This window comes from Streptomyces sp. NPDC050560 (genome assembly GCF_044457285.1).
GTDB lineage: Bacteria > Actinomycetota > Actinomycetes > Streptomycetales > Streptomycetaceae > Streptomyces.
Map to the genome: position 1 here is coordinate 140,151 of NZ_JBITGT010000019.1, position 23,121 is coordinate 163,271.

The 23,121-nt window shown below is 72.4% G+C and carries 19 protein-coding genes; 5 read left to right on the plus strand and 14 right to left on the minus strand.

Annotated features, from left to right (window positions below; all coding sequences use genetic code 11):
• Positions 1-40: 40 nt before the first annotated feature.
• Genes ACIBIW_RS32925 through ACIBIW_RS32940 form a run of 4 tightly spaced genes read right to left on the minus strand, consistent with a single transcriptional unit; the run spans position 41 to position 3,974 of the window.
• A complete protein-coding gene (locus ACIBIW_RS32925) occupies positions 41-1,129 on the minus strand; it encodes an ABC transporter substrate-binding protein (protein WP_399341565.1) in 1,089 nt (362 codons plus the stop codon).
• Positions 1,126-2,307, minus strand: a complete 1,182-nt coding sequence (locus tag ACIBIW_RS32930) for a mandelate racemase/muconate lactonizing enzyme family protein (protein ID WP_399341567.1) — start codon at positions 2,305-2,307, stop codon at positions 1,126-1,128. Before ACIBIW_RS32930 ends, ACIBIW_RS32925 begins: the two co-directional genes overlap by 4 nt.
• A gap of 6 nt (positions 2,308-2,313) precedes the next feature.
• Complete coding sequence (locus ACIBIW_RS32935; RefSeq protein WP_399341568.1) at positions 2,314-2,778, minus strand: Zn-ribbon domain-containing OB-fold protein; 465 nt, start codon at positions 2,776-2,778, stop codon at positions 2,314-2,316.
• Complete coding sequence (locus tag ACIBIW_RS32940) at positions 2,775-3,974, minus strand: thiolase family protein (RefSeq protein WP_399341570.1); 1,200 nt, start codon at positions 3,972-3,974, stop codon at positions 2,775-2,777. The genes ACIBIW_RS32935 and ACIBIW_RS32940 overlap by 4 nt, the downstream gene beginning before the upstream one ends.
• 710 nt (positions 3,975-4,684) lie before the next feature.
• Between ACIBIW_RS32940 and ACIBIW_RS32945 the strand changes: the two genes are divergently transcribed.
• Both ACIBIW_RS32945 and ACIBIW_RS32950 read left to right on the plus strand, forming a co-directional pair.
• A complete protein-coding gene (locus tag ACIBIW_RS32945; RefSeq protein ID WP_399341572.1) occupies positions 4,685-6,298 on the plus strand; it encodes an ethanolamine ammonia-lyase reactivating factor EutA in 1,614 nt (537 codons plus the stop codon).
• Positions 6,295-7,416: a hypothetical protein gene (locus tag ACIBIW_RS32950; RefSeq protein ID WP_399341574.1), complete on the plus strand. Its 1,122-nt coding sequence runs from the start codon at positions 6,295-6,297 to the stop codon at positions 7,414-7,416. Before ACIBIW_RS32945 ends, ACIBIW_RS32950 begins: the two co-directional genes overlap by 4 nt.
• A gap of 32 nt (positions 7,417-7,448) precedes the next feature.
• Here ACIBIW_RS32950 and ACIBIW_RS32955 read toward each other — a convergent pair whose 3' ends face one another.
• From ACIBIW_RS32955 to ACIBIW_RS33000, 10 genes are all read right to left on the minus strand, one after another.
• Complete coding sequence (locus tag ACIBIW_RS32955) at positions 7,449-8,915, minus strand: MFS transporter (RefSeq protein ID WP_399341576.1); 1,467 nt, start codon at positions 8,913-8,915, stop codon at positions 7,449-7,451.
• Between the two features lie 59 nt (positions 8,916-8,974).
• A complete protein-coding gene (locus ACIBIW_RS32960; RefSeq protein WP_399341578.1) occupies positions 8,975-9,844 on the minus strand; it encodes an ABC transporter permease in 870 nt (289 codons plus the stop codon).
• A gap of 77 nt (positions 9,845-9,921) precedes the next feature.
• Positions 9,922-10,917: an ABC transporter substrate-binding protein gene (locus tag ACIBIW_RS32965; RefSeq protein ID WP_399341580.1), complete on the minus strand. Its 996-nt coding sequence runs from the start codon at positions 10,915-10,917 to the stop codon at positions 9,922-9,924.
• 473 nt (positions 10,918-11,390) lie between these two features.
• On the minus strand, positions 11,391-12,986 hold the full coding sequence (locus tag ACIBIW_RS32970) for a carboxylesterase/lipase family protein (protein ID WP_399341581.1): 1,596 nt from the start codon (positions 12,984-12,986) through the stop codon (positions 11,391-11,393).
• A 65-nt stretch (positions 12,987-13,051) separates the two neighbouring features.
• Positions 13,052-14,026: a 4,5-dihydroxyphthalate decarboxylase gene (locus tag ACIBIW_RS32975; protein WP_399341583.1), complete on the minus strand. Its 975-nt coding sequence runs from the start codon at positions 14,024-14,026 to the stop codon at positions 13,052-13,054.
• A gap of 49 nt (positions 14,027-14,075) precedes the next feature.
• Positions 14,076-14,963: a hypothetical protein gene (locus ACIBIW_RS32980; protein ID WP_399341585.1), complete on the minus strand. Its 888-nt coding sequence runs from the start codon at positions 14,961-14,963 to the stop codon at positions 14,076-14,078.
• Positions 14,960-16,135 (minus strand): DUF3500 domain-containing protein, encoded by a 1,176-nt coding sequence (locus tag ACIBIW_RS32985; RefSeq protein ID WP_399341588.1) that lies wholly within the window; start codon positions 16,133-16,135, stop codon positions 14,960-14,962. The genes ACIBIW_RS32980 and ACIBIW_RS32985 overlap by 4 nt, the downstream gene beginning before the upstream one ends.
• Before the next feature lie 147 nt (positions 16,136-16,282).
• Complete coding sequence (locus tag ACIBIW_RS32990) at positions 16,283-17,092, minus strand: ABC transporter ATP-binding protein (RefSeq protein WP_399341589.1); 810 nt, start codon at positions 17,090-17,092, stop codon at positions 16,283-16,285.
• Between the two features lie 343 nt (positions 17,093-17,435).
• Positions 17,436-18,332, minus strand: a complete 897-nt coding sequence (locus ACIBIW_RS32995; protein ID WP_399341591.1) for a methylenetetrahydrofolate reductase — start codon at positions 18,330-18,332, stop codon at positions 17,436-17,438.
• Positions 18,317-19,603 carry a PucR family transcriptional regulator gene (locus ACIBIW_RS33000; protein ID WP_399341593.1) on the minus strand — a complete coding sequence of 429 codons (1,287 nt, stop codon included), beginning with the start codon at positions 19,601-19,603 and terminating at the stop codon, positions 18,317-18,319. Before ACIBIW_RS33000 ends, ACIBIW_RS32995 begins: the two co-directional genes overlap by 16 nt.
• A gap of 447 nt (positions 19,604-20,050) precedes the next feature.
• Here ACIBIW_RS33000 and ACIBIW_RS33005 point away from each other — a divergent pair, with 447 nt between their 5' ends.
• From ACIBIW_RS33005 to ACIBIW_RS33015, 3 genes are all read left to right on the plus strand, one after another.
• Positions 20,051-21,475 (plus strand): aminomethyl transferase family protein, encoded by a 1,425-nt coding sequence (locus tag ACIBIW_RS33005; protein ID WP_399341595.1) that lies wholly within the window; start codon positions 20,051-20,053, stop codon positions 21,473-21,475.
• An 85-nt stretch (positions 21,476-21,560) separates the two neighbouring features.
• Positions 21,561-22,433, plus strand: coding sequence for a methylenetetrahydrofolate reductase (locus ACIBIW_RS33010; RefSeq protein WP_399341597.1), 873 nt, complete (start codon positions 21,561-21,563; stop codon positions 22,431-22,433).
• Between the two features lie 164 nt (positions 22,434-22,597).
• The coding region (locus ACIBIW_RS33015; protein WP_399341599.1) for an ACT domain-containing protein at positions 22,598-23,121 on the plus strand (524 nt) is incomplete at its 3' end.

Here is a 23,121-nt window from a genome sequence, read left to right on the forward strand (position 1 = left end):
TGGCAGGGTGGGAACGACGACCTGGTGACCGCCCCCCGAGTCAGCCGAAGTACTTTTTCTCCAGGGCGGCCCAGCTCTTCAGCTCCGCGTTGTAGGAGTTGGCGTCCTTGGCGCCGCGGCTCGGCACCCAGGAGTCGAACGGCTGCTTCTCCTCCGGCGGTGTGTAGAGCTGGCCCTTGAGGACCTTCTGGCCCTCCGCGCTGGTCATGAAGTCGATGAAGAGCATCGCGGAGGCGGGGTGCTCGCCGCCCGCGAGGATGCCGAGCTGGCCGACGTTGGCGACCACCGGGTCGAGCGGCACCCAGCCGACGGGCGCGCCCTTGGCCTTGTTCTGCTCCTCGTGGTTGTGGAAGACGGACGGGGAGGCGGCATACTGCCCGGTCGCGACCAGGCCCATCATCGCGGAGCCGGACAGCGAGGTCCGCGACACCTGCTGCTTCGCGAGCTTCGCCAGGAACTCCTCGCCGCGCCGCTCGCCCATCTTGTGCAGCACGGCGCCGATCCACTCCTCGGACGTGGTGTCCGTCTCGATGGCCAGCTTGCCCTTGAGCGCGGGGTCGAGCAGGTCCTCAAGGGTGTGCGGGACCGCCTCCTTCGGGATCTTGGTGGTGTTGTAGCCGAAGGAGATGTAGGAGATCCGGTCGGTCAGCAGCAGGTCGTTCTTGTCCTCGTCGAGCACCTTGAACTCGCCGCTGATTTTCGACGCGTTGGGCGAGCGGTACGGCACCAGGGCGCCCGCGTCCTTGAACTCCAGGGCGCCGCTCGCGGTGGACTCGAAGACGTCGCCCGAGGGCTTCTTGGCCTGGATCTCCTGGATGGCCTGGGGGATGATCGCGCCCTCGTCGCCGCGGTTCACCTTGACGTGGATGAAGGGGTACTTGGCCTGGAACGCCTTCACGATGTCGTCCACGACCGGGCCCGCGAACGAGGTGACCCAGTCGAGCGTCTTCTCCTTCTTCGCCTCCGCGACCAGCTTGTCCTGCCGGTCGGACGCGGTGCTGGTGAGCAGTTCGCCCGCCGAGCCCGCGGCCTTGCCGCCCCCGCCGCCGCACGCGGTGACGGCCGTCAGCAGGGCCGCGGCGCAGCAGGCCGCCGGGACCAGTCGGCGGCGTCCTCCGTGACCGCTCATGGTGTCTCCTTCTTCAGGGGGTCGGCCGGGGAGTCGACGGGGGGTCCGGCCGGGGGTTCGGCCAGGAGGGTGTCGTCGCGCAGCCACGCCCCGAGGCCCGGCCCTTCGGGCGGTGCGAGGGTGCCGCCGACCACCTCGACGCCCGCCACCGGGTCGCCTTCGAGGCGGGCGAACTCGGCGAGTTCCGCGGGCTGTTCGAGGCCGTCGACGGTGACCGCGAGATGGACGGCGGCGGCGTTGAGCAGTCGGCTGCCGACGTGGGCGCCGAGGCGCACCCGAAGGCCCGCGGCGGCGCACAGGCGTGCCGCGGCGGCCGCGCGGTCGACACCGCCGAGCTTCGGGATTTTGATGCTGACGCCGTGGGCGGCCCCCGACTCCGCGATCCGGCGGACCCGTTCGGGGGAGTCGGCGGCCTCGTCGGCCTCGATCGGTATCGGGCTCCGCTCGGTCAGCCACCGCAGTCCGGTCAAGTCCCTTGCGGGAACGGGCTGTTCGAAGAGGAGTACACCGAGAGGCACGAGGCGTTCGGCGAGGGCGAGGGCGTCGGCCGGGTCCCGGTAGCTCTGGTTGGCGTCGACGGTGAGCCCGAAGCCGGGGCCGACGGCGTCCCGGATCGCGGCGACCCTGCGGTGGTCCAGGTCGCCGTCGCCGTGGTCGAGCTTGATCTTGGCGTGCCGGTAGCCCTCCGCGGCGTGCCCCTTGGCGATCGCGGCCATCTCCTCGGGGCTCTTCAGCGCCAGGATGCGGGTCAACTCGACGCCGTCGCGCAGCCGTTCGCCCAGAAGTGCGTGGGCGGGCACACCCCGGTGCCTGGCGACCAGGTCGAGCAGCGCCATCTGAAGGACGGCGCGGGCCGGGCCGCCCGCGGTGTCGAGCGCCGCCAGCGGCCGCGGGTCGCGGTCGGCGCCGGTGAGGACGGGCAGGGCGCGGCCGAGCGCGGCCCGCATCGGCCCCAGGTCGTGGCCGAGGTGGCGGACCTCGGAGGCGAACCCGATGCCGGTGGTGCCGTCCCCGGCGGAGAGCCGCAGCAGCAGCCCCGGGCTCTCGGGGTTGGCGGCGAGCGCGAAGCGCCAGGCCGGGTCGGACTTGCGCAGCACCACCCGGTGCACGGCGGCGTCCACCACGGGGGGCGCCGCGGCCAGCAGGCCGAGCGGTGAGGTGTCGCGGTCGGCGGCCATCGGGCGTCAGCCGTCGATGAGTTCGAAGTGGGGCAGGGTGAAGCCGTGCTCGGGGTGGTCCTCGTAGGTGACGCGGACCGCGCTCCCCACGTCCTCGGGGCGCGGCGGGCGGCCCGAGACGGTGGCGCTGATGAGCGGGCCCTCGTCCAGCTCCACCAGGGCGTAGTAGTACGGCACTTCGTCCTTGAAGCCGGGGTGGAACGCCCAGTGGTGGGTGTTGTAGCAGAAGAGCCTGCCGCGCCCCGAGGAGGGCTGCCAGCTCATGTTGGCCGCCCAGGGCTCGTTCTCGTGCCGTACGCAGTACGTCTTGGGCCAGTACTGGGCGCCGCAGGTGCGGCAGGTCCACAGCAGCAGCTCATGGCGGGCGAGCCCGGCCCAGAACTCCTCGCTGTCGTGGTCGATGCTGGGCCACGGCTTGTTCCAGGCGGCCGCGGTCCCGGTGGTCTCCGGGGTGGTGGTGGCCATCGTCATGCCGCCTTTCCGAGGAGGGTGGTGGTGTGGATGGAGCACATGCCGGGCGAGACGAGTTCGCCGCCGTGCCCTGTGGTGAGGGCGACCTCGCAGTCCTCGATCTGCCGCTCGCCTGCTTCGCCGCGCAGTTGCCTTACGGCCTCCGCGAAGCCGGTCAGATCGCCGAGGTGGTAGCAGGACAGCAGGCCGCCGCCGGTGTTGACGGGGATGCTGCCGCCGGGGCCGATGTTTCCCGCGGCGACGAACGGGCCGCCCTCGCCCTTCTCGCACCAGCCGTAGTCCTCCAGTTGGAAGAGCACCTCGGCGGTGAAGCAGTCGTACAGCTCGGCGCAGTCGATGTCGTCGAGCCCGAGCCCCGACTCGGCGAACGCCTGGCGCCTGGCGTTGTGCACGGCCATCTGCTGGAAGTTCTTCTTCTCCCACCACAGGTCGGCGGCGACCTCGCCGAAGCCCTGCCCGAGCACGTCGACCCCGGGCTTCGCGAGGTCCCTCGCGCGTTCGCGGGTGGTCAGCACGAAGGCGATCGCGCCGTCGGAGACCTGGCTGATGTCGAAGAGGTGGTACGGCTCCACGACCCAGGGCGAGTTCTGGTGGTCCTCGATGGTGATGGGGCGGCCGTACATCTTGGCCTCGGGATTGCGGCAGGCCCAGGCGCGCTGCTGCACCGAGATGGCGCCGAGCTGCTCGCTCGTGGTGCCGTAGACCGCCATGTGCCGGGCCGCCATCCAACTGTGGTGGCTGGCGGCGCGCAGGTCGCCGAGGGCCTTGCCCCAGTAGCCCTCCTTCTCGGCGTGCGCCATGCCGCGGTGGCCCTGCTCCTTGGACTTGCGGGACTTGGACCAGTCGTCGACGGCGCCGACCAGGATCACGTACTTGGCGAGGCCCCGCTGGAGGAAGCCGGAGGCGGCGGCGATGCCGAGCCCGGCGAGGGCGCCGCCGCGGCCGACGACGAAGTAGAACTCGGCGGGCAGTCCGAGGACGCGGGTGAAGGCGTCCGAGTAGCTGCCGCGGTCGCCGCCGCCGCCCGTCCTGCGCAGGTCGATGGCGCCGTCGATGTCGGAGACCCGCAGGCCCGCGTCCTCGACGGCGAGCCTGGCCGCCTCGGCGGCCATCATGCGCTGGCTGCGGCCCTGTTGGGGGCCCGCGACGACGCCGAGTCCCGCGATCGCGAGATCCGGCCGGCTGCTTGTGGTCACTGGCGACTCCTTCTGGACGAGGCACGGGGCCTGGGTGGCGGCCTGGGGCGTGCGGCACCGCCGCGGCGGCGGCCCGCGGCATGGCGGGCCGCCGGTCCGCGGGGAGCCGGCCGGTGGAAGGCGTGTACGAGACGTGTTGCGGAGACGGGTGCGGCGGTACGGGGGCGCTCGCGGGCGGCGTGGGTACGGGGCTGCCCCGCCGGGGGCCGCCGTCGCGGGCGTGATGTGCCCGGCGCGTTTCGAGGGGCACGGGAGGCGGTGGTGGTTCGATCACCCCACAACGACAATGGACTTACCATAGAACCTTCGTCAACCCCCGCGGCAGCGCCGGATTTCCCTGCCCCGAAGAGATCACCACCCCTCACGGAAAAGGTGATCGATAAACCCCCCGCCGCGAATTCCCCCCGCCCCCGGGCCGCGAAGCCCGCCGTCGGGCCCGATGAAACCGCAGCTCAGAGCCGCCCCGTAACCGATCCCGAGCCGAACACACCACGGAATTCGATCAACAGAATTCTTTCCTCGGGAATATGACCGACGTCCGATCATGATTTCCGGCGCCCGATCATGGTTGACAACGTCGGCCGTCTTGACCGTGCCGTACGGCCGCCATATCTTCCGCAGAGAGCGATCGGTTAGACCAATAGCCCACAATCCGACGGCCCGTCACTTCCGGGCCCGGAGTGTGTCACGGGTACGCCGAGGAGACGGTCATGCACGAGGAACTGCCGCCCGACCCCGCCCTGTTGAGCGGTGTCGAGGGCATCGAACGGCACACCCTGCACTCGGTCGGCATCGACATCGGCTCCGCCACCTCCCATCTGGTGGTGTCCAGGCTGGTGATCAGGCGCCGGGGCTCCGCGCTCTCCGCCGAGTTCGCGGTGACCGGCCGGGAGACGCTGCACCGCAGCCCGGTGTGGCTCACCCCGTTCACCGACGGCGGCACCCGCATCGACACCGAGCGGCTGCGGGCGCTGTTCGAGGAGGCGTACCGGATCGCGGGGGTGGGGCCGCGGGAGATGGACACCGGGGCCGTCGTCATCACGGGGGAGGCGCTGAAGAAGGAGAACGCGGAGCCCATCGCCCGGATGATCGCGGCCTGGTCGGGGCGGTTCATCTGCGTGTCGGCGGGCCCGCACCACGAGGCGCTGCTCGCCGCCCACGGCTCGGGCGCGGTGCGGCTCTCGGAGGGCGGGGCGGACGGTACGGGGACGGGTGGCGCGTGCACCGTCGTCAACGTGGACATCGGGGGCGGCACCACCAAGGTGTCGGTGGTGAGCGGGGGCGCGGTCACCCATGTGCGGGCGTTCAGCGTGGGCGCCAGGCTGCTCGCGTTCGACACGGAGGGGCGGATCGTGCGGTACGAGGAGCCCGCCGGGTTCCTGCTGGCGCGGCTCGGGCTCACCGCCGGGCCAGGCGACGTGCTGGGCGCGGACGACCGGGCACGCCTCGGGGACCTGATGGCCCGGGTGGTGCTCGACACCCTCACCGGCGGCACCGGCACGGCGGAACTCGCCCCTCTCCTCCATGTCTCCACGGACGGCGGGGAGTTGCCCGCGCCCTCGGACGTGCGGTACCTGGTCTGTTCCGGCGGCGTCGCCGAGTACCTGGGCGACCGACCGCCCACCGGCTTCGGCGACCTCGGCGCCGACCTCGGCGGCGCGCTGCGCGCCCGGATCGCCGGTTCCCCGTTCGCGGCGAAGCTGCGCCCGGCGGCCGGGCCGATCCGCGCCACGGTGCTCGGCGCCGGGCAGTTCACGGTGCAGGCGGGCGGGCAGACCTGCTATGCGCCCGACTCCGGGGCGCTGCCGGTGACCGGGCTGCGCGCCGTCCGCGTCGACTTCGGCGCGCGGCCGGGGCCGGGGGCGGTGCGCACCGCGCTGCGCCGACACGACCTGGAGCGCTGGGACGGCGGGCTGGCCGCCGTGGTGTCGCTGCCCGGCTCCCCCGGCTACCGGGCGCTGCGCGCCGCCGCCGACGCGCTGGCCGAGGTCGCGGGCGAACAGGCCCCCGTACCACCGCTGTTCGTGGTGCTCAGACAGGACCTGGCGCACTCGCTCGGCACCCTGCTCACCGAGGAGTCGGGGTACCGGGGCCCGGTCCTCGTGGTCGACGGCATCACCGTCGGCGACCTCGACCACCTCGACATCGGCCCGCCGCTCGGGGTCTCCGGCTCGCTGCCGGTGACCGTGACCTCCCTGGAGTTCCCCACCCCCGATATCCCCGACACCCCAGCCGCACCCGCCGCACCCCGCCCCGCACGCCAGGAGCCCGTGGGCCGCGAGCCCGTGGACCCGAAGCCCGTACGACAGGAGTCGCCGCGATGAGCGAAGCCGCACCGCAGCCGCGCACCAGGTTCGCCTACGACACGTGGATGGAGGCGCAGGGCGTCCCCGTCCACCGGGGCTACTTCGTACCCGACGTCCGCACCATCGAGCTCGGCCGCTGGGAGGAGCGGGGCTGCGACGCCGCGTTCATCCAGCTCACCGGGCAGGAGGGGGTCAGCGAGGCCCGGATCACCGAGATACCGCCCGGCGAGGTGCTGCCGCCGTACAAGATGGCCGTGGACGAGGTCGTGTACGTGGTCTCTGGCAACGGCACGACGAGGGTGTGGGGCGAGGGCGACCGGCAGGACGAGGGCCACACCTTCGAGTGGAACGACCGCGCGCTGTTCATGGTGCCGCCCAACCAGTACCGGCAGTTCGGCAACATGCGCGGCGACCGGCCCGTACGGCTGCTGCACTACGACTATCTGCCGCTGGCCATGTCCGTCGTCCCCGACCCCGACTTCTTCCTGAAGAACGACTACACGGCACGCGGCGCCACCGTGTCCGACCTGCGGTCGCGGTTCTCCGAGGCCCGGCAGATCGCGGGCGGCGAGGGGCTGCGCTGGATCACGGGCAAGGGCAAGGGCGTCGCGTACTGGTACGGCAACCTGTTCCCCGACATGAGCGCCTGGGACAACCTGGACTCCAACGCCCACCGGGGCGCCGGGGGCCGCACGGTGCGCATCCAGTTCGCCGAGTCCGACATGAGCTGCCACATGTCCGTCTTCGACGCCAAGACGTACAAGAAGGCGCACCGGCACGGCCCAGGACGCGTCATCGTCATCCCCAGCGGCGAGGGCTACTCGGTGATGTGGCTCGAAGGCGGGGAGCGGGTGGTGGTGCCGTGGCAGGAGGCGGCGCTGTTCGTGCCGCCCGACCGCTGGTTCCACCAGCACTTCAACCTCGGGGACAAGCCCGCGCGCTATCTGGCGCTGCACCCGCCGATCCAGTTCGCCGGGTACGCGGAGAAGGTGGCGGACCGGGCACGCGACCAGATCGAGTATCCGCGGGAGGACCCGTGGATACGCGAGCACTTCGAGTCGGAACTCGCCGCCCGCGGCCTGTCGAGCCTGATGCCCCCCGAGGCGTACGAGAGCGGGGTGGACGCCTGGGGGTAGCGCGCAGGACCGTACTGGGCCGACGGTGTGCTTCAGGAAGCAGGGCCGCCGAGCGGGCCCGGGGAACTGACCTGCCGGGAGCCGAGCGCCGTGCCGGGGTCGGCGGGGGCGTCGTCGGTCGCCAGGTCGACATGGGTGGTCTCGGGGCCTATCAGCGCGCCGCAGGAGATCAACGCGCCGCCCAGGACCAGCAGCACCACCGCGGTGTAGCCCCGGGGCATGAGATGGCCCAGCCAGTCCTGGTAGTAGGCGTAGAACGACGTGATGACCAGCGGGGTGCTGTAGCCGAGGCCGAAGCCGCTGCCGCGGGTGGCCGGGGGGAACCGCTCGCACAGATAGGACGGCATGACGGAGAACACGCTGCCGCCGGTCAGCCTGACCAGGAACGCGATCAGCAGCATGACGCCGAACCCGCTCCATCTGCCGAGCGCGAGTGCGGCGAACGAGCCCGCGCAGACGACGGCCACGCCGACGCCGTTCCAGGCGATGAAGGTGCGGCGGCCGATGCGCTCGCTGAGCAGCCCCATGAACGGGAAGAACACGGCGTGCACGCCCTGCGCGATGACCAGGGCGCCGGTGACCTCCGTCGCGCTGATGTGCCCCTCCTTGTGGAGGGCGCTCGGCAGCAGCCCCGAGGCGATGGCCGAGGCGAACCAGACGCCGGTCATCAGGACGAAGACCTGGGCGAAGTCCCGCCGGGAGCGGCCGAGGACGATCTCGCGCAGCGGGTTCTTCGCCTTCGGCGCCGCCCGCCATGTCTCCGACTCCTCCACGGAGCGTGAGTAGTACACCAGGAACACGGCGCAGAGCACGGCCCCCACCGCGAACGGGATGCGCCAGCCCCACGTCGAGTAGGCCGAGTCAGGGCCGCCCTCGTGGGCGAACTGGAGCACCACGAGCGTCACCCCGGCGATCGCGCAGTTCGCGAACGCGGAACCGGCCCCGACCACGCCGCCGTACCAGCCGCGCTTGCCCTGCGGGGAGGCTTCCATGGCCAGCGGGGTGGCGCCGGTGTACTCGCCGCCCATGAAGACGCCGTCGACGAGGCGCAGCACCAGCAGGAGGACCGTGCTCGTGATGCCGAGGGTGGCGTATCCGGGCAGCAGGGCGATGAGGGCGGTGCAGATCGCGCAGCCGGTGACGGAGAAGAGGGTGACACGGCGGCGGCCCACCCGGTCGGCGAACCAGCCGAAGACGACCGAGCCCACCGGGCGGCCGAGCAGGGTCGCGACGAAGATGAGCGCGGAGAGGATCGCCCGGGTGCCGTCCGGCATGCTGTCGGGGGTGAAGTAGTTCATCGCCGGGACGAGGGCCACCGTCGGCAGGTAGACGTCGAACATGTCGACGAAGAAGCCGAACGAGGCCCCGTACACGGCGCGTCGGGTGCGCCCCAGCTCCTCGGGCGTCTGCGCGGCGGCCGTCACCGCGGACGCCCGGGGGCGGCGGGGGCGGGCGCCGCGGCCCGCCGTGTGCTGTCCGAACTGGGCATGGTGATGCACCTCGCAGACCAGTGGTGGGGGGATGCGGACTTCCGCGGTGCCGCGGCGCCCGTGGGGAGTTACGCCTGCGCCTGGGCGACCCGGTCGCCGAGGCCGAGCCGCCTGAGGACGAACTTGTCGAGTTGCGTCAGGATGCTGTTGAGGATGAGCGACATCGCCATCAGGACGATCAGACCGGCGAAGACGCCGGAGGAGTTGAGGGCCATGGCGTCGGTGAAGAGCAGATGGCCGAGGCCGTTGAACGAGGCGATGAACTCTCCGCCGATGACGCCGAGGATGGCGAGCGGGCCACCGGCCTTGAGCCCGGCGAAGAAGGGCGGCGCCAGGGTGGGGAGGGTGACGTAGCTCAGCACGTGTCTGCTGCGTCCCCCCATGACACGGATGATCTCCGTCAGCTCGCGGTCGACCATCCGGAGCCCGAGGTAGAGGTTGTAGAACATGATGAAGGCGACGCCGGTGACCGCGATGGCGATCTTCGACCACTCGCCGAGCCCGAAGAACAGCACGAACAACGGCGCGACGGCGATCTTGGGGATGCCGTTGAGTGCGGCGGCGAGGGGTTCGAGCACCCGGCCCGCCAGCGGGAACGTCCCGAGGAGCACCCCCATCACACTGCCGATGGCCACGCCGATGACAAAGCCGGCGGCCACCTCGACGGTGGTCGTCTCGATGTTCGTCCAGCCCTCGGCGGACGTCAGCAGGTCCCACACCGCCTGGGCCACGTCCGTCGGTCTGCTGACCGCGTACTCCGGCAGCACGGGGCCGCTCATCACCTGCCACAGCACGAGGACCACGACAACCACCAGGAGCCTGAGCCCCATGACGAGGCCGCTCTCGCGCAGGTTCCGCCGCGCCCGCTTCGCCTTCCTCCGCGCGACGGCCGGAGGGATGTCCTCGTCGTCAACCGCACTGCTCGTCGCTGTCAGCACCTGTCATCCCTTCCGTACGGCTCCGGGGCGCCAAGTCCCCGGCGAAGTGGGCTGTTTCCCTGTCACGGACGCGCGGTTCACGGCAGGTACTCGTTGGTCCAGTCGTCCTTGGTGATCTTCAGATGCGCGGTGGCCGCGCCCTCCTGGCGGATGAAGCCGAGCGAGGTGTCGAAGCCCTCGGTGCTCATCCGCCCGGTCTCCGGCCAGTCGACCAGCGCCACGCTCTTCTTCAGCACCGGCCTCGGCACGCCGGGCAGTGCCTGCGCGGCGATGTCCAGCACGTCGTCGTCGCCGACGTGGTGGCGCGCGTAGCGTGACGCGTCCTGCACCGCCGTCACCAGCTTCCTGGTGGTCGCGGCGTGCGAGGTGGCGTACTTCCGTGTCGTCACGACGAGTTGGCCGTATCCGGACGCCTCGTTGGACCAGGCGGGCACCTTCTCCGGGCCCACCGCCACGACGCCGTCGCCGGAGTCCTGCACCTGGAGCGGGGTGGGTTCCGAGGTGACGAACCAGTCGATCTGGTGGCTCTTCAGGGCGGCCTTGTTCGCGGCGGGGCTCGGCAGGGTGACGTATCTGATCTTCTTGGGGCTGACGCCGTAGGAGCGCAGGTAGATGTCCGCCTGGCCCTTGGTGTTGGGCGAGCTGGCGCCCGCGGTGGAGCCGATCAGCTCCTTGGCGACCTTGCGCGCCGGGGTGTCGGCGGTGATGCCGTGCGCGTGCGCGAACTCGTTGCTGACGATGAGCCCGAGGGGCGAGCCGACCCCGTCGGACGCGACCGCGACCTGCTCGATGTCCTCGTTGACGGCCTGGTAGAAGCTGTTGGGGCTGTCGTTGAGGAAGTCGACCGACTCCGACTGCAACGCCTCGTTGACCGTCGCGGCGGTCAGGGAGACGAACGTGACCTTGAGGCCCTCGCGGGCGAAGTAGCCCTTCTGCTCGGCGACCCGCAGCGGGAGGTCGAAGATGTTGTTGCCCACCCCGACGGTGATGTGGGTGAGCCCGTCGGCGCTCTCCTCGTCGCTGCCGCACGCGGTCAGCGTCACCGAGCAGAAGGCCAGGGCGGTGGCGAGCACTCCTGCCCGCCTCCCTCGCGTGCGAGGTGTCATCTCTGCCTCGTTATCTCGATCGATTGCGGCTGGGGAACGCGCACGCCCCCGGTCGTGCCGTGCGCGGCGCCCGGCACGCGGGGGCCGGCGGAGCGGGTACGGCGTCCGCGTGGGTGTGCGCCCGCGCGGGTGCGCCCGTGGGTGTGCGCCCGTGCCTGTGGGTGGTGGCCGGCCCTGCCGGGTCCGCGCGGCGCGTGTCGGCGGCGCGGCTCGCACGGTGCGCCGACGGCCCCGACGACGTGGACGAGGGCATCGTCCTTGCCCTCGAATTCTTACCGTCTTGTCGAACAATGTTTACGTCACGCTAGCTTCCGCCCCCCTAACCCGCAAGGGTTCCTGCGGATATAGCGTCGGCCATCCCCGGAGACTCCTGATCACCTCATGGATCGTGTGACAATCCGGGGGCCAGGGCCGTCGTGGGGCTCCGCCGGGGCGCGGGGTCACCAGGCGTCCTGGCTCGCGAAGAAGCGCCGCCAGAAGTCGAGGACGGCGGGCGTCGCCACCGGCGCGGGCCCGAAGCGGGCGCCGACCTCCATGACGGCGGGGGCCGCCGGGTCGTACGCGGGCCAGGACGGCAGCCCCGGCCCCTCGGGGTCGCCGGTGGCGGCGAAGTTGGCCCAGTACGAGGACATGGTCTCGGCGATCTCGCGGTCCTGCGCGGTCCAGGGGGCGCGTGCCGGGTCGAGGTTGCCGAAGACGTAGTCGATCTCCGAGCCGTGTCCCGCGCGCGGGGGGCGCTGGGCCGGTGAGCGGTGGGTCCAGAAGTAGGTGTGGACGGGGCGGGTGGCGTGGGCGCCCCAGCGCCGCGCCCAGAGATGGGTGGAGACGCGGGTGTTGTCGCGCACCGCCCTGTTGTGCGCGTGCGCGGCCTCGTCGTCCGTGTCCGCGGGGTAAAGACGCAGGAACTCGTCGGCCAGCGGGCCGTACTTGCGGCGGGCGGCGGCGAGGCGGTCGGCGCGGGTCAGATGGACCGGGGGCGCGCCGGGGCGCCAGGAGGCGGGGCCGCGTGCCCTGAGGGCGGCGATGGCGTCCTCGGGCACGGCGCCGCTCTCGTCGAGGTTGCCGCCCGCCAGGTAGTCCACGTCGTTCTGGGCGCCGCCGTCGTAGGTGTGCGCGTATCCGGCGGGGAGGGCCCAGCCGTCCACGACCGGTCGGAACAAGGGGGGTTTGGCGGTGCTGCCTGTCTCGACACCGTCGTCGACGGCGTCGGCCGCGGTGCCCTCTTCGACCAGGCGCCGCCAGGGCAGGGCCCGCAGCTCGGCCGGGGAGCGGGCGCCGCGGGCCGCGGCGTAGCGCTCGCCCGCGCGCTCGGCGTCCCGCGCCGTGCGGTACGAGGTGGCCAGGTAGCGCAGTTCCGGGTCGCCGGGGCACCGGGCGTGGCTCTGGGCGACGGCCCGGTGGAAGAGCCCGCGCGCCAGTGGCGACATGGCGAGGAAGTTCGCCGTGCCCGCGCCCGCCGACTGGCCCGCGACGGTCACCCGCCCCGGGTCGCCGCCGAACCCGGCGATGTTGCGCCGCACCCAGCGCAGCACGGCCACGCAGTCGAGCAGCCCGTAGTTGCCCGCGGTCCACCGCGCGGACTCGCTGTTCAGCCCCGGGGTGGAGAGGAAGCCGAGGGCGCCGAGGCGGTAGTTGAACGTCACCACCACGACGCCCTTGCGGGCCAGGCGCTCCCCGTCGTAGCGGGGGTCGGCGCCGGTGCCGCCGCGAAAGCCGCCGCCGTGCACCCAGACCAGGACCGGCAGCCGCTCACGGGCCGACGGCGCCCTGGTCCACACGTTCAGGAAGAGGCAGTCCTCGCTCATCGGCAGGTCCACACCGGCCGAGCGGGCGTCCGCGTCCGGCTGCGGGCACATCGGCCCGAAGGTGCCGGCGGCGCGGACGCCGGTCCACGCCGGGGGCGGCCCCGGCGGGCGCCAGCGCAGCGGGCCGAGCGGCGCGGCGGCGTACGGGACGCCCCTGAAGACGGTGATCGAGCGGTCGGTGCCCGGGACGCCCAGGACCTGGCCTGACTCTGTCGGTACCGGCTCCCGCATGGGCGGCTCCTTTCGGCGGTGAATGGCCGTATGTCGTCCCCGCCCCGCCGACGGGGCCCGCGTCCTCACGCGTCCGGGTAGTGCCCCTCGGCGTAGAGCCGTCCCGGGCGGTCCTCGTCCAGCAGGCCCTGGTCGCGGGCGAAGCGCAGGGCGGCCCGCACGCTCTGCTCGTTGGGTGCGATGCCGTACGGGACGGGGTCGCCGCCGATCAGCCGTGCCTGCCTGCCGAGCCGGGGCAGCGCGGTCCACTCCGGGTCCCGCGCGGCCTGGAGGCGCTTGCTCTCGGCGAACGCCGCGTAGAGGGCGCTCGGCAGGTCGGGATCGCGCTCGACGAGTTCGGAGCGCAGGGCGATCACCGAGTGCAGCGGGTAGACGCCCGTGCGCAGGTACGAGTCCCTGGCGATGGCGTCGGGCTCGGCGAAGAGGGGATAGGGGTCCTCCCCCGCGCCGTCCTGCCCGGTGGCGGCGGCGGTCCAGCCGGCCCGGGGCGATCCCGCGCGCCCGGTTCCCGCGTTGCCGGTGAGGGCGGCGTCCAGTTCGCCGGAGGCGAGGAGGGCGCCGAGGGAGCGGCCGTCCGTGACGTGCTCGACGTTCTCGGGTATCCGGCCCTCGACGTGGTCCTCGTCGTCGACGACCCAGGTGATCTTCCCCAGGTCGACGCCGTAGTCCTCGCGGAGCAGGCCGCGCACCCACACGCCGGTGCTGACCGAGTAGGCGCGCACCCCGATCCTGCGCCCTTCGAGGTCCTTGGGGACGTGGACCCCCGACGCGGCGCCGCACTGCACGTCGGCGTGGTGGAACTTCCGGTTCAGGTAGACCGGGATCGCGGTCAGCGGCACTCCGGCCTGGACGGCCATGGCGTAGGAGACGGGCGCGAGTTCGCAGACGTCGAACTCCAGGTCGCGGATCATGCGCCGGTAGGCGCCAATGATCGGCTTCACCTCGACGGGCCTTACGGTGTGTCCCGCGACGGTGACGTCGCCGGACAGCAGTGCCTTGACATGCGGATAGTCGCCCAGGGCGACCGAGAGGTCGGACATGCTTGCCTTCCGTTCAGTGCGGGGGGAGGGGCGGCGGGGGCCGCCGTCCTCAGGGGCGGCCGCCGAGCCGGGACGGCGGCACGCCGAGGGCGTCGCACGCGCGCGCGACCAGGTCGTCGTAGTCGACGGGGGCGGGCAGCACGTCCTGCTCCGCCGCGTAGCGCGCCGCCTGGGTCAGGGGTCCGCGCAGGGCCTCGAAGCCGGCCGGGCTGAAGGGGACGGGCCCCTTCGCGGGCTCGGCCGCGGCGACCTGCCGCATCGCGTCGTACATGGCGCAGATCGCGTCGGAGTGCTCGCGCGCCGCCGTCTCGCTCACCGCGACGACGTGGTTGACCGGCACGAACCCCTTGCGGGCCGACCACTCGGCGGCGGCTTGCGCGGCGTCGGGGATGACGGAGCGGGTCGCGTCGTCGCCCTTGGGGAGGTCGTTGCCCATGATGCCGAAGTCGACGCGGCCGTCGAGGAAGTCACGCGGCAGTGTCGCGCCCTCGGGAGCGCGCCTGACCCAGGACGGGTCCCGGTACTCCCTGATGTGGCCGTCCTCGTAGGCCACCCAGTCGACCTTGCGCAGGTCCACGCCGTACTGCTCGGTGAGGAAGCCGCGTACCCACACGCACGTCGTCTGGCTCCACGACCGCACGCCGACGGTCCTGCCCTCGACGGCCTCGGGCGCGAGGTCCTTCCTGGCCACCAGCGTCTGGTGCTGGAAGCGCCCCAGGGTCGTGACCGGGAGGAGTACGACGGGTTTGCCGTGGGCGAGCGCCTGGAGCAAGGTGACGACCGCGATCTCGCACACGTCGAAGGACGAGTCGTTCACGAAGCCCTTGAACGCCTTGTGGACCGGTGTGACGTCGACCCGCTCGAACGCGGCGCCCGCCGCCCGCGCGCCGTCCCCGGCCGCCCGTGCCAGGTCGTCCCGGCCGAGAACCACCTTCATCCGCTGTTCCTTTCCTTGTCCTTGTTTCCGCCGTGGTGGCGTTCGTGGTGCTGCCTGAGCAGGTCGACGCCGTAGTCATTGCCGTTGGGGGTGCGCACGACGGTGTGGATGTGCCGGGGCGACGGTGTGTCGTTGTCGAACATCACGCCCGCCTGGTGCTCGAACTCGACGAGGATGACGGGGCTGTGGACGCGGTAGTAGAAGACCCCGCCGGGCTCGGTGTCGCCGACCCAGGACAGCCGGGTCTCGGACTCGTGCGCGCGCACCTCCTCGGCGCGGACCTTCGCCTGCTGGTCCTCGGCGCGCCCCACGTACAGGCCGAGGAGTTCCCGCGCGGTGTCCCGCTGGTCCACGTTCAGCTCGTCGAAGCGCAGCCCGGTGCAGTCCAGTTCGAGGTTGTCGCGGAACGCCCCGGCGAAGAGGTCGTCCGGCATGGCCGGGGCGAGGGTGGCGGCCGTGAGCTGCCGGTCGTCGAGGCTTGCGAACAGTTCCCTGCCCAGGGACTCCTCGCGTCTGAAGACGGTGGTGCCCGCGTACACGCCGCCCTCGGCGGCGACGGGCTCGGCCCCGAGGAACGTCGGGGTCAGCACCATCTGGTCGCCGACGACGACGCAGTTGATGTTGACGTGGTGGCCGTCGAGTTGCCAGCCCCACGGCTCGCCGCGCTCGGGCGCGCCGTAGACGCTGAACCAGTACAGCCACTCGTTGAGGAGGTGTTCCTCGCCGCGGAGTTCGCCGATGGTGAGGTTGAGGTGCATCAGGTCGACAACGAGCCGGAAGCCGTAGTCGCTGAGGCTGCGCCGCAGGACGTCGAGGGCGAGTTCGCGGCCGCGGCCGTCGAGGTCTTCGAGGCAGAGCCCGTGGCGCAGGAAGTAGCGTGCCCCGTTCGCCCAGTGGCGCCAGGACTCGTGGTCGAGGGCGAAGCGTCCCTCGGCGCGTTCCCGGTCGGTGAGTTCCGTGAGGTAGCGCTCCGCGGCCGCGGTGAGGGCGCGTACGTCGGCGCCGGTGGTGCGCAGCGGGAAGAGTCCGGCCCTCGGCCCGCCGGAGCCCGCCACGCCGCGGAAGGGTTCGTGTGCGGCGCGCCGTCTCCACTCGATCTTCTCGATGAGTTCGGGGGTCCACACCGCGGGGCGGCGTGTCGGCGCCTCCCCCCGGTCTCGCAGTCCGGTCACGTACCTCTCCTCTCGGCGGGGCACCGTCGGGTGCCCCGGTGTGCGGCCTCGTGGGCGTGCGGGGGCGCGGCCGGGCGCGGCCCGGCCGGGGCGGCATGCGGGGGCGGCCCCGGGGCGGCCGGGGCGGCGGGCCCTCTTCTGCGGCGTCTAGGCGCTCTCGCCGACCGTCTCAAGCTCGGTCTTGAACAGGTTCCACAGCTCGCGGTACAGCTCCGAGAAGTCGGGGCGGTCGACGAGCGAGACCACGCTGCGGGGGCGTTCGATGGGGATCGGCAGGACGGCCCGTACGGTGCCCGGGCCCTTGGTCATCACCACGACCTCGTCGGCGAGCGAGATCGCCTCGTTGAGGTCGTGGGTGACGAAGACGAGGGTGCCGCGCTGGCCCTCCCACAGGTTGAGCAGGTCCTGCTGGAGCTTGAGCCTGGTGATCGCGTCGAGCGGTCCGAACGGCTCGTCCATGAGGACGATGGAGGGGTCGTAGATGAGGGCGCGGGCGATGGCGACTCTCTTCTGCATGCCTCCCGACAGTTGGCGCGGGTAGTGGTCCTCGAAGCCGGTGAGGCCGACGACGCGCACCCAGTGGGCGATCCGGTCGGCCCGCTCCTCCTTGGGGACGTCGCGGAACTTCAGCGCGAGGCCGATGTTGGCCCGGACGCTGAGCCACGGCAGCAGGTGTGCGGCCTGGGTGACGTACGCGGCCTCGGAGTTGACGTCCGTGATGCGCTGCCCGTTGAAGTGGACCTCGCCCCGGGTGGGTTTGAGGAGTCCGGTGGCCAGGTTGAGCAGGGTGCTCTTGCCGCAGCCGCTCGGCCCGATGACGGCGACGAACTTTCCGCGGGGCACGGCGAAGGAGACATCTTCGATGGCCGGCCTGCGGCCGCCGGGGAACTCCAGGGTGACGTTCTCGAACCGGAGCGCGTCGACGGACGCGTCGGTGGGCTCTTGCACGATCGACATCGCACTCCTCGACCGATCTGCGGAGGTCGGGCGGCGGTGCGCCCGTCGGTTTGCCGGATCACGGGACTGCTGCGGTGGGCGGGGCCGCCTCCGCGGCCGGGGGAGCCTGACCGACCGGTTCCGGGATCTCCCCGGGTGACGAGGGCGGTGGCGGCACCACATGCATCAGGCGTTCAGGTATTGTCGAACAATGTGAGCTGAACGTATCACCGCGAAAATAGGCACGCAAGAGTTCTCCCCGGAAACCCGAGGACAGTGCCATCGTGCGCGGAAATCCCAGATCAGGATCGTCTGACAATCCCTGGGGGTGCGAGGGTGCCCGTTCCCTCGGTCCCCCGCCCCCTCAGCCGGCGACCCTGCGGGGCAGCGCCGCCCGTACCCGCGCCACCAGCTCCGGCCGGTCCGCGCGGGAGAGGATGACGCCCTGGGTGCCGTCCGCGCACACCGTGGCGGCCTCCACCGCGGCGCGCCCCGCCTCCTGCGCGAACCCGTCCCCGTCGGCGGCGTCGGCCAGGCGCCGTACCAACTCCTCCGGCACGCATCCTGCGGGCAGTTCGCCCCGCAGCAGCTCCGCCTCCGCGACGGAGCGCAGGGGGTGCACGGTGGCGAACACCGGCACGGCGCCGTCGACCACGTCGAGCAGCGGCTCAAGCGCGGCCCGGGTGTAGACCGGGCTGGTCACGATGGAGTGCGCACCCGCGTCGATCTTGGTGCGGATGCGGACGCGGTCGGCCTCCGAGAGCCGGGGCACCGCCCTGATCCGCACCCCGATGTCGAAGTGGGTGGCGGCCTCAAGGCGCAGCCCGTACCGGTCGCGCCCCTCGTTGAGGCCGCGCAGCAGCTCGATGAGGCCGACGGCGTCCACCGTCCACCTGCCGTCGACGCGCGCGTGGTCGCCGGTCGGCGGGGGGCTGCCGCTCCCGCACACCAGCCGGGTGATGCCGCGGGCGTGCGCGCCGAGCAGATGGGCCTGGAGGGCCATCACGGTCCTGCTCCAGGTGGTCACGGTGGCGACCGCGGGCACCTCGGCACGCCGCAGGCACGCGGCGGCGAGGTCGATGGACTGGTTGGTGCTGGTGTACTGCGAGCGCTCGGGCCCCGAGGTCGCGGTCACGATGAAGTCGGCCCCCGCGGCGCGCACGGCTCGGGCGGCGCCCGCGGCGGCCTCGCGGTCGCCGGCCTCCGGTACGACGTAGGCGCCCAGGACCGGGGCTCCCCTGGCGTTCAGGACGTCGCGCACGCGTTGTCTCCCAGTCCGTTGACGATCTCGAGTGCCACCTGTGCCGCCAGCCGGTCGGCGTAGGAGCCCAGGTCGAGCCGGGCGATCTTCTCGGCCCTGTGGATGCGGTAGGCCACCGTGTTGGGGTGCGTGTGCAGCAGGGCGGCGGCGCGCTGCGGGCTGCCGTTCTGCTGGAAGTAGGCGGTCAGCGTGGCGCAGTAGTCGGTGCCGTTGGCCCGGTCGTGGTCGATGAGATCCCCCAGCACGTCGCGGGCGAAACCCCCGAGTTCGGCCGGGTCTCTCACCTGGGCGAGCAGGCGGTGCACGCCCAGTTCCGCGAACGAGGTCACCTCGGAGAAGCCGGGCAGCACCCGGCTGACGTCGACGGCGCGCCGGGCCTCGCCGTACGCCGTGCTGATCCGGGCCGCGCCGGTGTGCGCGTCCCCGAGCCCCGCGCGCACCCGCACGTCGGGGAAGCGGCCGGTGACGGCGTCGTGGCACACCCGGGCCAGCGCGATGAGCTGCCGGGCGAGTCCGGTGTCGTCGTCGCCAGGGACGAGCGCGACCACCTCGGTGCCCCGGTTGACGACGGTGGCGTCCGGGCACCGGGAGGCGACCATGTGCTCGACGGCGTCGACCGCCGCGGGCGCGGGCGGCCCCGTGGCCGCGTGCGGTGCCACCACGAGGACCCGGTGGCGGCTACCGGGGTCGATGCCCAGGTGGCGCGCCCACGCCTCGACGTCCGCCTCGGTACGGTCGCCGACGAGCACGAGCCCGTCGAACAGCTCACGGCGTGCGCGCCCCGCGGCGATGGCGACGACCCGCCGCCTGGCGAGTACCACCGCGCAGACCATGGCGGCGTGCTCCGTCACCATGATCCGGGCGTCCTCGCCCGTCTCGTCGGCGTCGTGGCCCGCGGTCACCAGGTAGGCCACCGAGTCGTCGCCCACGAGGATGGGCGCCACCACGAGCGAGACGGCGGCGGCTCCCGCGGCGGGCAGCGAGAGGGCCCGGTGCATCCGGGCCGCCGCCGCGACCAGCTCCGCCACGGTCTCGGGGTCGCTCTCCAGCACCTCCCCCAGCGGCCGCGTACCGTCGCCGTCCGGGGCCTTCGCGCTGCGGGCGAGCACCGAGAGCGAGTCGTCGACCACCGCGGCCCACACCCCGGCGCGTTCGCCGACGACGGCCACGATCCGCTGGAGGTCGCAGTCGGCGGTGGCGAGGCTGGAGAGTTCCCCGCACAGCGCCATGACCTGGCGCAGGTCGGCGAACTCCTCGTGCGCGGTGGGCATTGGGACCTCACCTCCCGCGTGGGTGCCGTGGTCGAACGGTGCCGCGTGGCCCGCGGCGGCCGGTGCCCCGCACCGTGCCGCGGGCCCGTACCCGGCGTGACCGGTGTATCCGGTGTATCCGGCGGTGCCTCGCGGGGCCGCGGGCGGGGGGCGCGGCCGCTCTGGACGCTAACACGCCCGGTCAGGGGCGGGCCCGGCACGCGCCGCGCCCGCGGGGCCGCGGCCTGCGCGGCTGTGCCGCGACACAACGCGGGGGCCCGCCGGTTTGGTCCCGGCGACCATGCGGGCGGGGTGTGCGCTCTGCGAGCGTGGTTCAGGCGCCACCAGCGCGTCCACTCGCCGGGGCGCGGGCCCGGCCGTGTCCCGGCCCCCTCCCCTGCTCATCTCCCCAGGACCGGGGCATCGGCCGGCCGTATCCCGGCCTCTTCATCGCACGGAAGGCCCGACATGGAAAAGACAGACAAGGCTCATGGGACCGGCGGCGCGGCCGGGGCCGCCGCGGCGGCGGAGAGCCTTCAGGACGCGATCGACCGCGTCGGAAACCCCGTCGACCTGATGCGCGACCAGCCCAGGAGGGCGTTCTCGCACGGCTTCGGCTTCGTCAAGGGCGAGTTCACCAACTGGCGCGAGGAGGCCATGGCCTGGCACGACTCCTGTGCGCTGCTCGACCAGTCCCACCACATGGTCGACCTGTTCGTGCAGGGCCCCGACACGGTACGCCTCCTCGAACACCTGGGGGTGAACAGCTTCGCGGGCTTCGGCAGGGACAGGGCCAAGCAGTTCGTCACCGTGAACGAGGACGGCTTCTACATCGGCGACGCGGTGCTGTTCGGCCTCGACGACACCTCCGTCGACCTCGTCGGCCGCCGTACCGCGCTCGACTGGGTCGAGTACCACGCGCGTACCGGCGACTGGGACGTGACCGTCGAGCGCGACCCGCAGTCGGTCGAGCGCGGCGGGCGCCCGCCGAGGCTCTACCGGTACGAGGTCCAGGGCCCCCAGGCGGGCCCGCTGGTGGAGAAGCTGACCGGCGAGCCCGTGCCCGACGTGCGCTTCTTCGGCATGACCACGCTATCCATCGGGGGCAGGCGGGTGCGTGCGCTGCGGCACGGTATGGCGGGGCAGGTCGGCTTCGAGCTGTTCGGGCCCTGGGAGGAGGGCGCCGAGGTCCACGACACCATCCTGCGGGCCGGTGCGGAGTTCGGGATCAAGCAGGTCGGCTCCGTGGCGTACTCGACGGCGAACCTGGAGTCCGGCTGGATTCCGGGGCCGATGCCCGCGATCTACGGCGAGGGCATGCGGGCCTACCGCGAGTGGCTGCCCGCGGGCAGCGCGGGCTCGCTCGGCGGCAGCATGCGCGCACCCGACGTGTCCGACTACTACGTCACGCCCTACGACCTCGGCTACGGACGCCTCGTCAAGTTCGACCACGACTTCGTGGGCGCCGAGGCGCTGCGCGCCCGCGCGGAGCAGCCGCAGCGGCACAAGGTCACCCTGGTGTGGAACCCGGACGACATCGCCCGGGTGTTCTCCTCGCTGTGGACCCCTGGACCGACGTTCAAGTACTTCAGCATCCCCAAGGCGCGCTACGGCCAGTTCCAGATGGACTCCGTCCTCGTGGAAGGACGGCAGGCCGGGATCTCCATGGACTGCGGCTACGTGGTCCGTGACAAGGCCGTGGTGTCGCTCGCGGTCGTCGACGAGGCGGTGGCGGCGCCCGGCACCGAGGTCCGGGTGCTGTGGGGCGAGAACCCCGTCTCCGCGAAGCCCGCGGTCGAACCGCACGAGCAGTTCGAGATCCGCGCCACCGTCGAGTCCGCGCCGCTCGCCCGTTTCGCCAGGACCAGGTACCGCACGGCGTCCCAGGTCTGACCCGCGCGCACCGGGTGCGTCAGACACGTCAGATCCGCGTCAGACACGTCAGATCCGCGTCAGACACGTCAGTTCAAGGAGCATCATGAGTCTCGGCAGTCCGAGTGAGGCGGCGGTGAGTGCGTCGTTGCTGGAGGGCTTCTCGCTGGAGATGACCGGCAAGGACGTCGGTGCGCTTGAGGAGTCGGCGGGGGTGATCCCGCCGGGTACCAGGATCAATGTGACGTTCCTGGGCAGTGAGAGTGCGCGGATGCGGCGGGAGGCGGCGCGTGCGGTGCGGCGTCTGGGGTTTGTGCCCGTCCCGCACCTCTCCGCCCGGCGGCTCGCCTCGCGTGGGGAGCTGGAGGAGTTCTTGCGCGCTCTGCGCGCGGACGGTACTGGCGAGAGGGTGTTCGCGGTCGGGGGCGATCCGGGCAGTCCGCAGGGCCCCTACCCCGATGCCCTCTCCCTGGTGGAGAGCGGGCTGCTGCACCAGTACGGGGTGCGGCACGTCGGCATCAGCGGCTACCCCGAGGGGCATCCCGTGATTCCCGGGGCGGTGCTGTGGGAGGCGCTGGCCGCGAAGGCGGATGCGCTGGCGGCGCGGGGGCTGGGGGGCGAGATCATCACCCAGTTCGGTTTCGATGCGGGTGCGGTGCTGGCGTGGATCGGGGAGGTGCGCGCGCGGGGTGTCGGCCTGCCGGTGCGGGTGGGGGTGCCGGGCCCGGCGGGGGTGCGGCGGCTGCTGTCCTACGCGGCCCGTTTCGGGGTGGGCACCGGGGCCGCGGTCGCCCGCAAGTACGGCCTGTCCCTGACCCGGCTGATGTCCACTGCCGGTCCTGAGCGGTTCCTGGCCGCGCTGGCCGCGGGCTACGACCCGGCACGGCACGGCAGCGTGAAGGTCCACTTCTATACGTTCGGCGGCCTGGCGGCCACCTCCCGCTGGGTCACGGCGTTCGGGAAGGAGTCCTGCGCATGACCACCACCACACCCCCCAACCCCAGCCCTAACCCCAGCCCCGCCTCCCGTGCCGGTGCTGGCGCCGCCCCCGCCCCGCGCGCCAGCACCAGCACCAGCACCAGCACCCGTGCCAGCACCAGCACCCGTGCCCGTGCCAGCGCTGAGGCCGGCTCCGGTGCGGGGGTGCCGGTGGCGCGGGCGTGTCTGATCGTGCAGGGGGCGGATGCCACCGGGATCGTGGCGGCGGTCTCGGCGGTCCTGGCGGGCCATGGTGCGAACATCGTCTCCCTGGACCAGTACTGCGACGGCCCGCAGGGGGGTGCCTTCTTCCAGCGCACCGTGTTCACCATGGAGAACCTGGCCGCCGCCCTGCCCGCGCTGCGCACCCGCCTCGACGAGGAACTCGCCTCCCGCCGCCTGTCCTACACCCTGCGTGACATGTCGGTGCCCCGGCGTGTCGCCCTGTTCGCCTCGAAGTCCGACCACTGCCTGCTCGACCTCCTGTGGCGCCACCGCCGCGGCGAACTGCCCGTCGACATCGCGATGGTCGTCTCCAACCACCCCGACATGGCCGGAGAGGTACGCGGCTTCCACATCCCCTTCTTCCACGTCCCCTGCCGCGGGCCCGACAAGTCCGCGGCCGAGGCCGAGCACCTGCGCCTGCTCAGGGGCAACGTCGACTTCGTCGTCCTGGCCCGCTACATGCA

Excerpts from the sequence above, each read along its gene's own strand:
- ACIBIW_RS32930 (WP_399341567.1), bottom strand. The coding sequence starts at position 2,307 with ATGGCCGCCGACCGCGACACCTCACCGCTCGGCCTGCTGGCCGCGGCG.
- ACIBIW_RS33010 (WP_399341597.1), top strand. The coding sequence starts at position 21,561 with ATGAGTCTCGGCAGTCCGAGTGAGGCGGCGGTGAGTGCGTCGTTGCTG.
- ACIBIW_RS33000 (WP_399341593.1), bottom strand. The coding sequence starts at position 19,603 with ATGCCCACCGCGCACGAGGAGTTCGCCGACCTGCGCCAGGTCATGGCG.
- ACIBIW_RS33005 (WP_399341595.1), top strand. The coding sequence starts at position 20,051 with ATGGAAAAGACAGACAAGGCTCATGGGACCGGCGGCGCGGCCGGGGCC.
- ACIBIW_RS32935 (WP_399341568.1), bottom strand. The coding sequence starts at position 2,778 with ATGACGATGGCCACCACCACCCCGGAGACCACCGGGACCGCGGCCGCC.
- ACIBIW_RS32945 (WP_399341572.1), top strand. The coding sequence starts at position 4,685 with ATGCACGAGGAACTGCCGCCCGACCCCGCCCTGTTGAGCGGTGTCGAG.
- ACIBIW_RS32990 (WP_399341589.1), bottom strand. The coding sequence starts at position 17,092 with ATGTCGATCGTGCAAGAGCCCACCGACGCGTCCGTCGACGCGCTCCGG.
- ACIBIW_RS32950 (WP_399341574.1), top strand. The coding sequence starts at position 6,295 with ATGAGCGAAGCCGCACCGCAGCCGCGCACCAGGTTCGCCTACGACACG.
- ACIBIW_RS32925 (WP_399341565.1), bottom strand. The coding sequence starts at position 1,129 with ATGAGCGGTCACGGAGGACGCCGCCGACTGGTCCCGGCGGCCTGCTGC.
- ACIBIW_RS32975 (WP_399341583.1), bottom strand. The coding sequence starts at position 14,026 with ATGTCCGACCTCTCGGTCGCCCTGGGCGACTATCCGCATGTCAAGGCA.
- ACIBIW_RS32970 (WP_399341581.1), bottom strand. The coding sequence starts at position 12,986 with ATGCGGGAGCCGGTACCGACAGAGTCAGGCCAGGTCCTGGGCGTCCCG.
- ACIBIW_RS32980 (WP_399341585.1), bottom strand. The coding sequence starts at position 14,963 with ATGAAGGTGGTTCTCGGCCGGGACGACCTGGCACGGGCGGCCGGGGAC.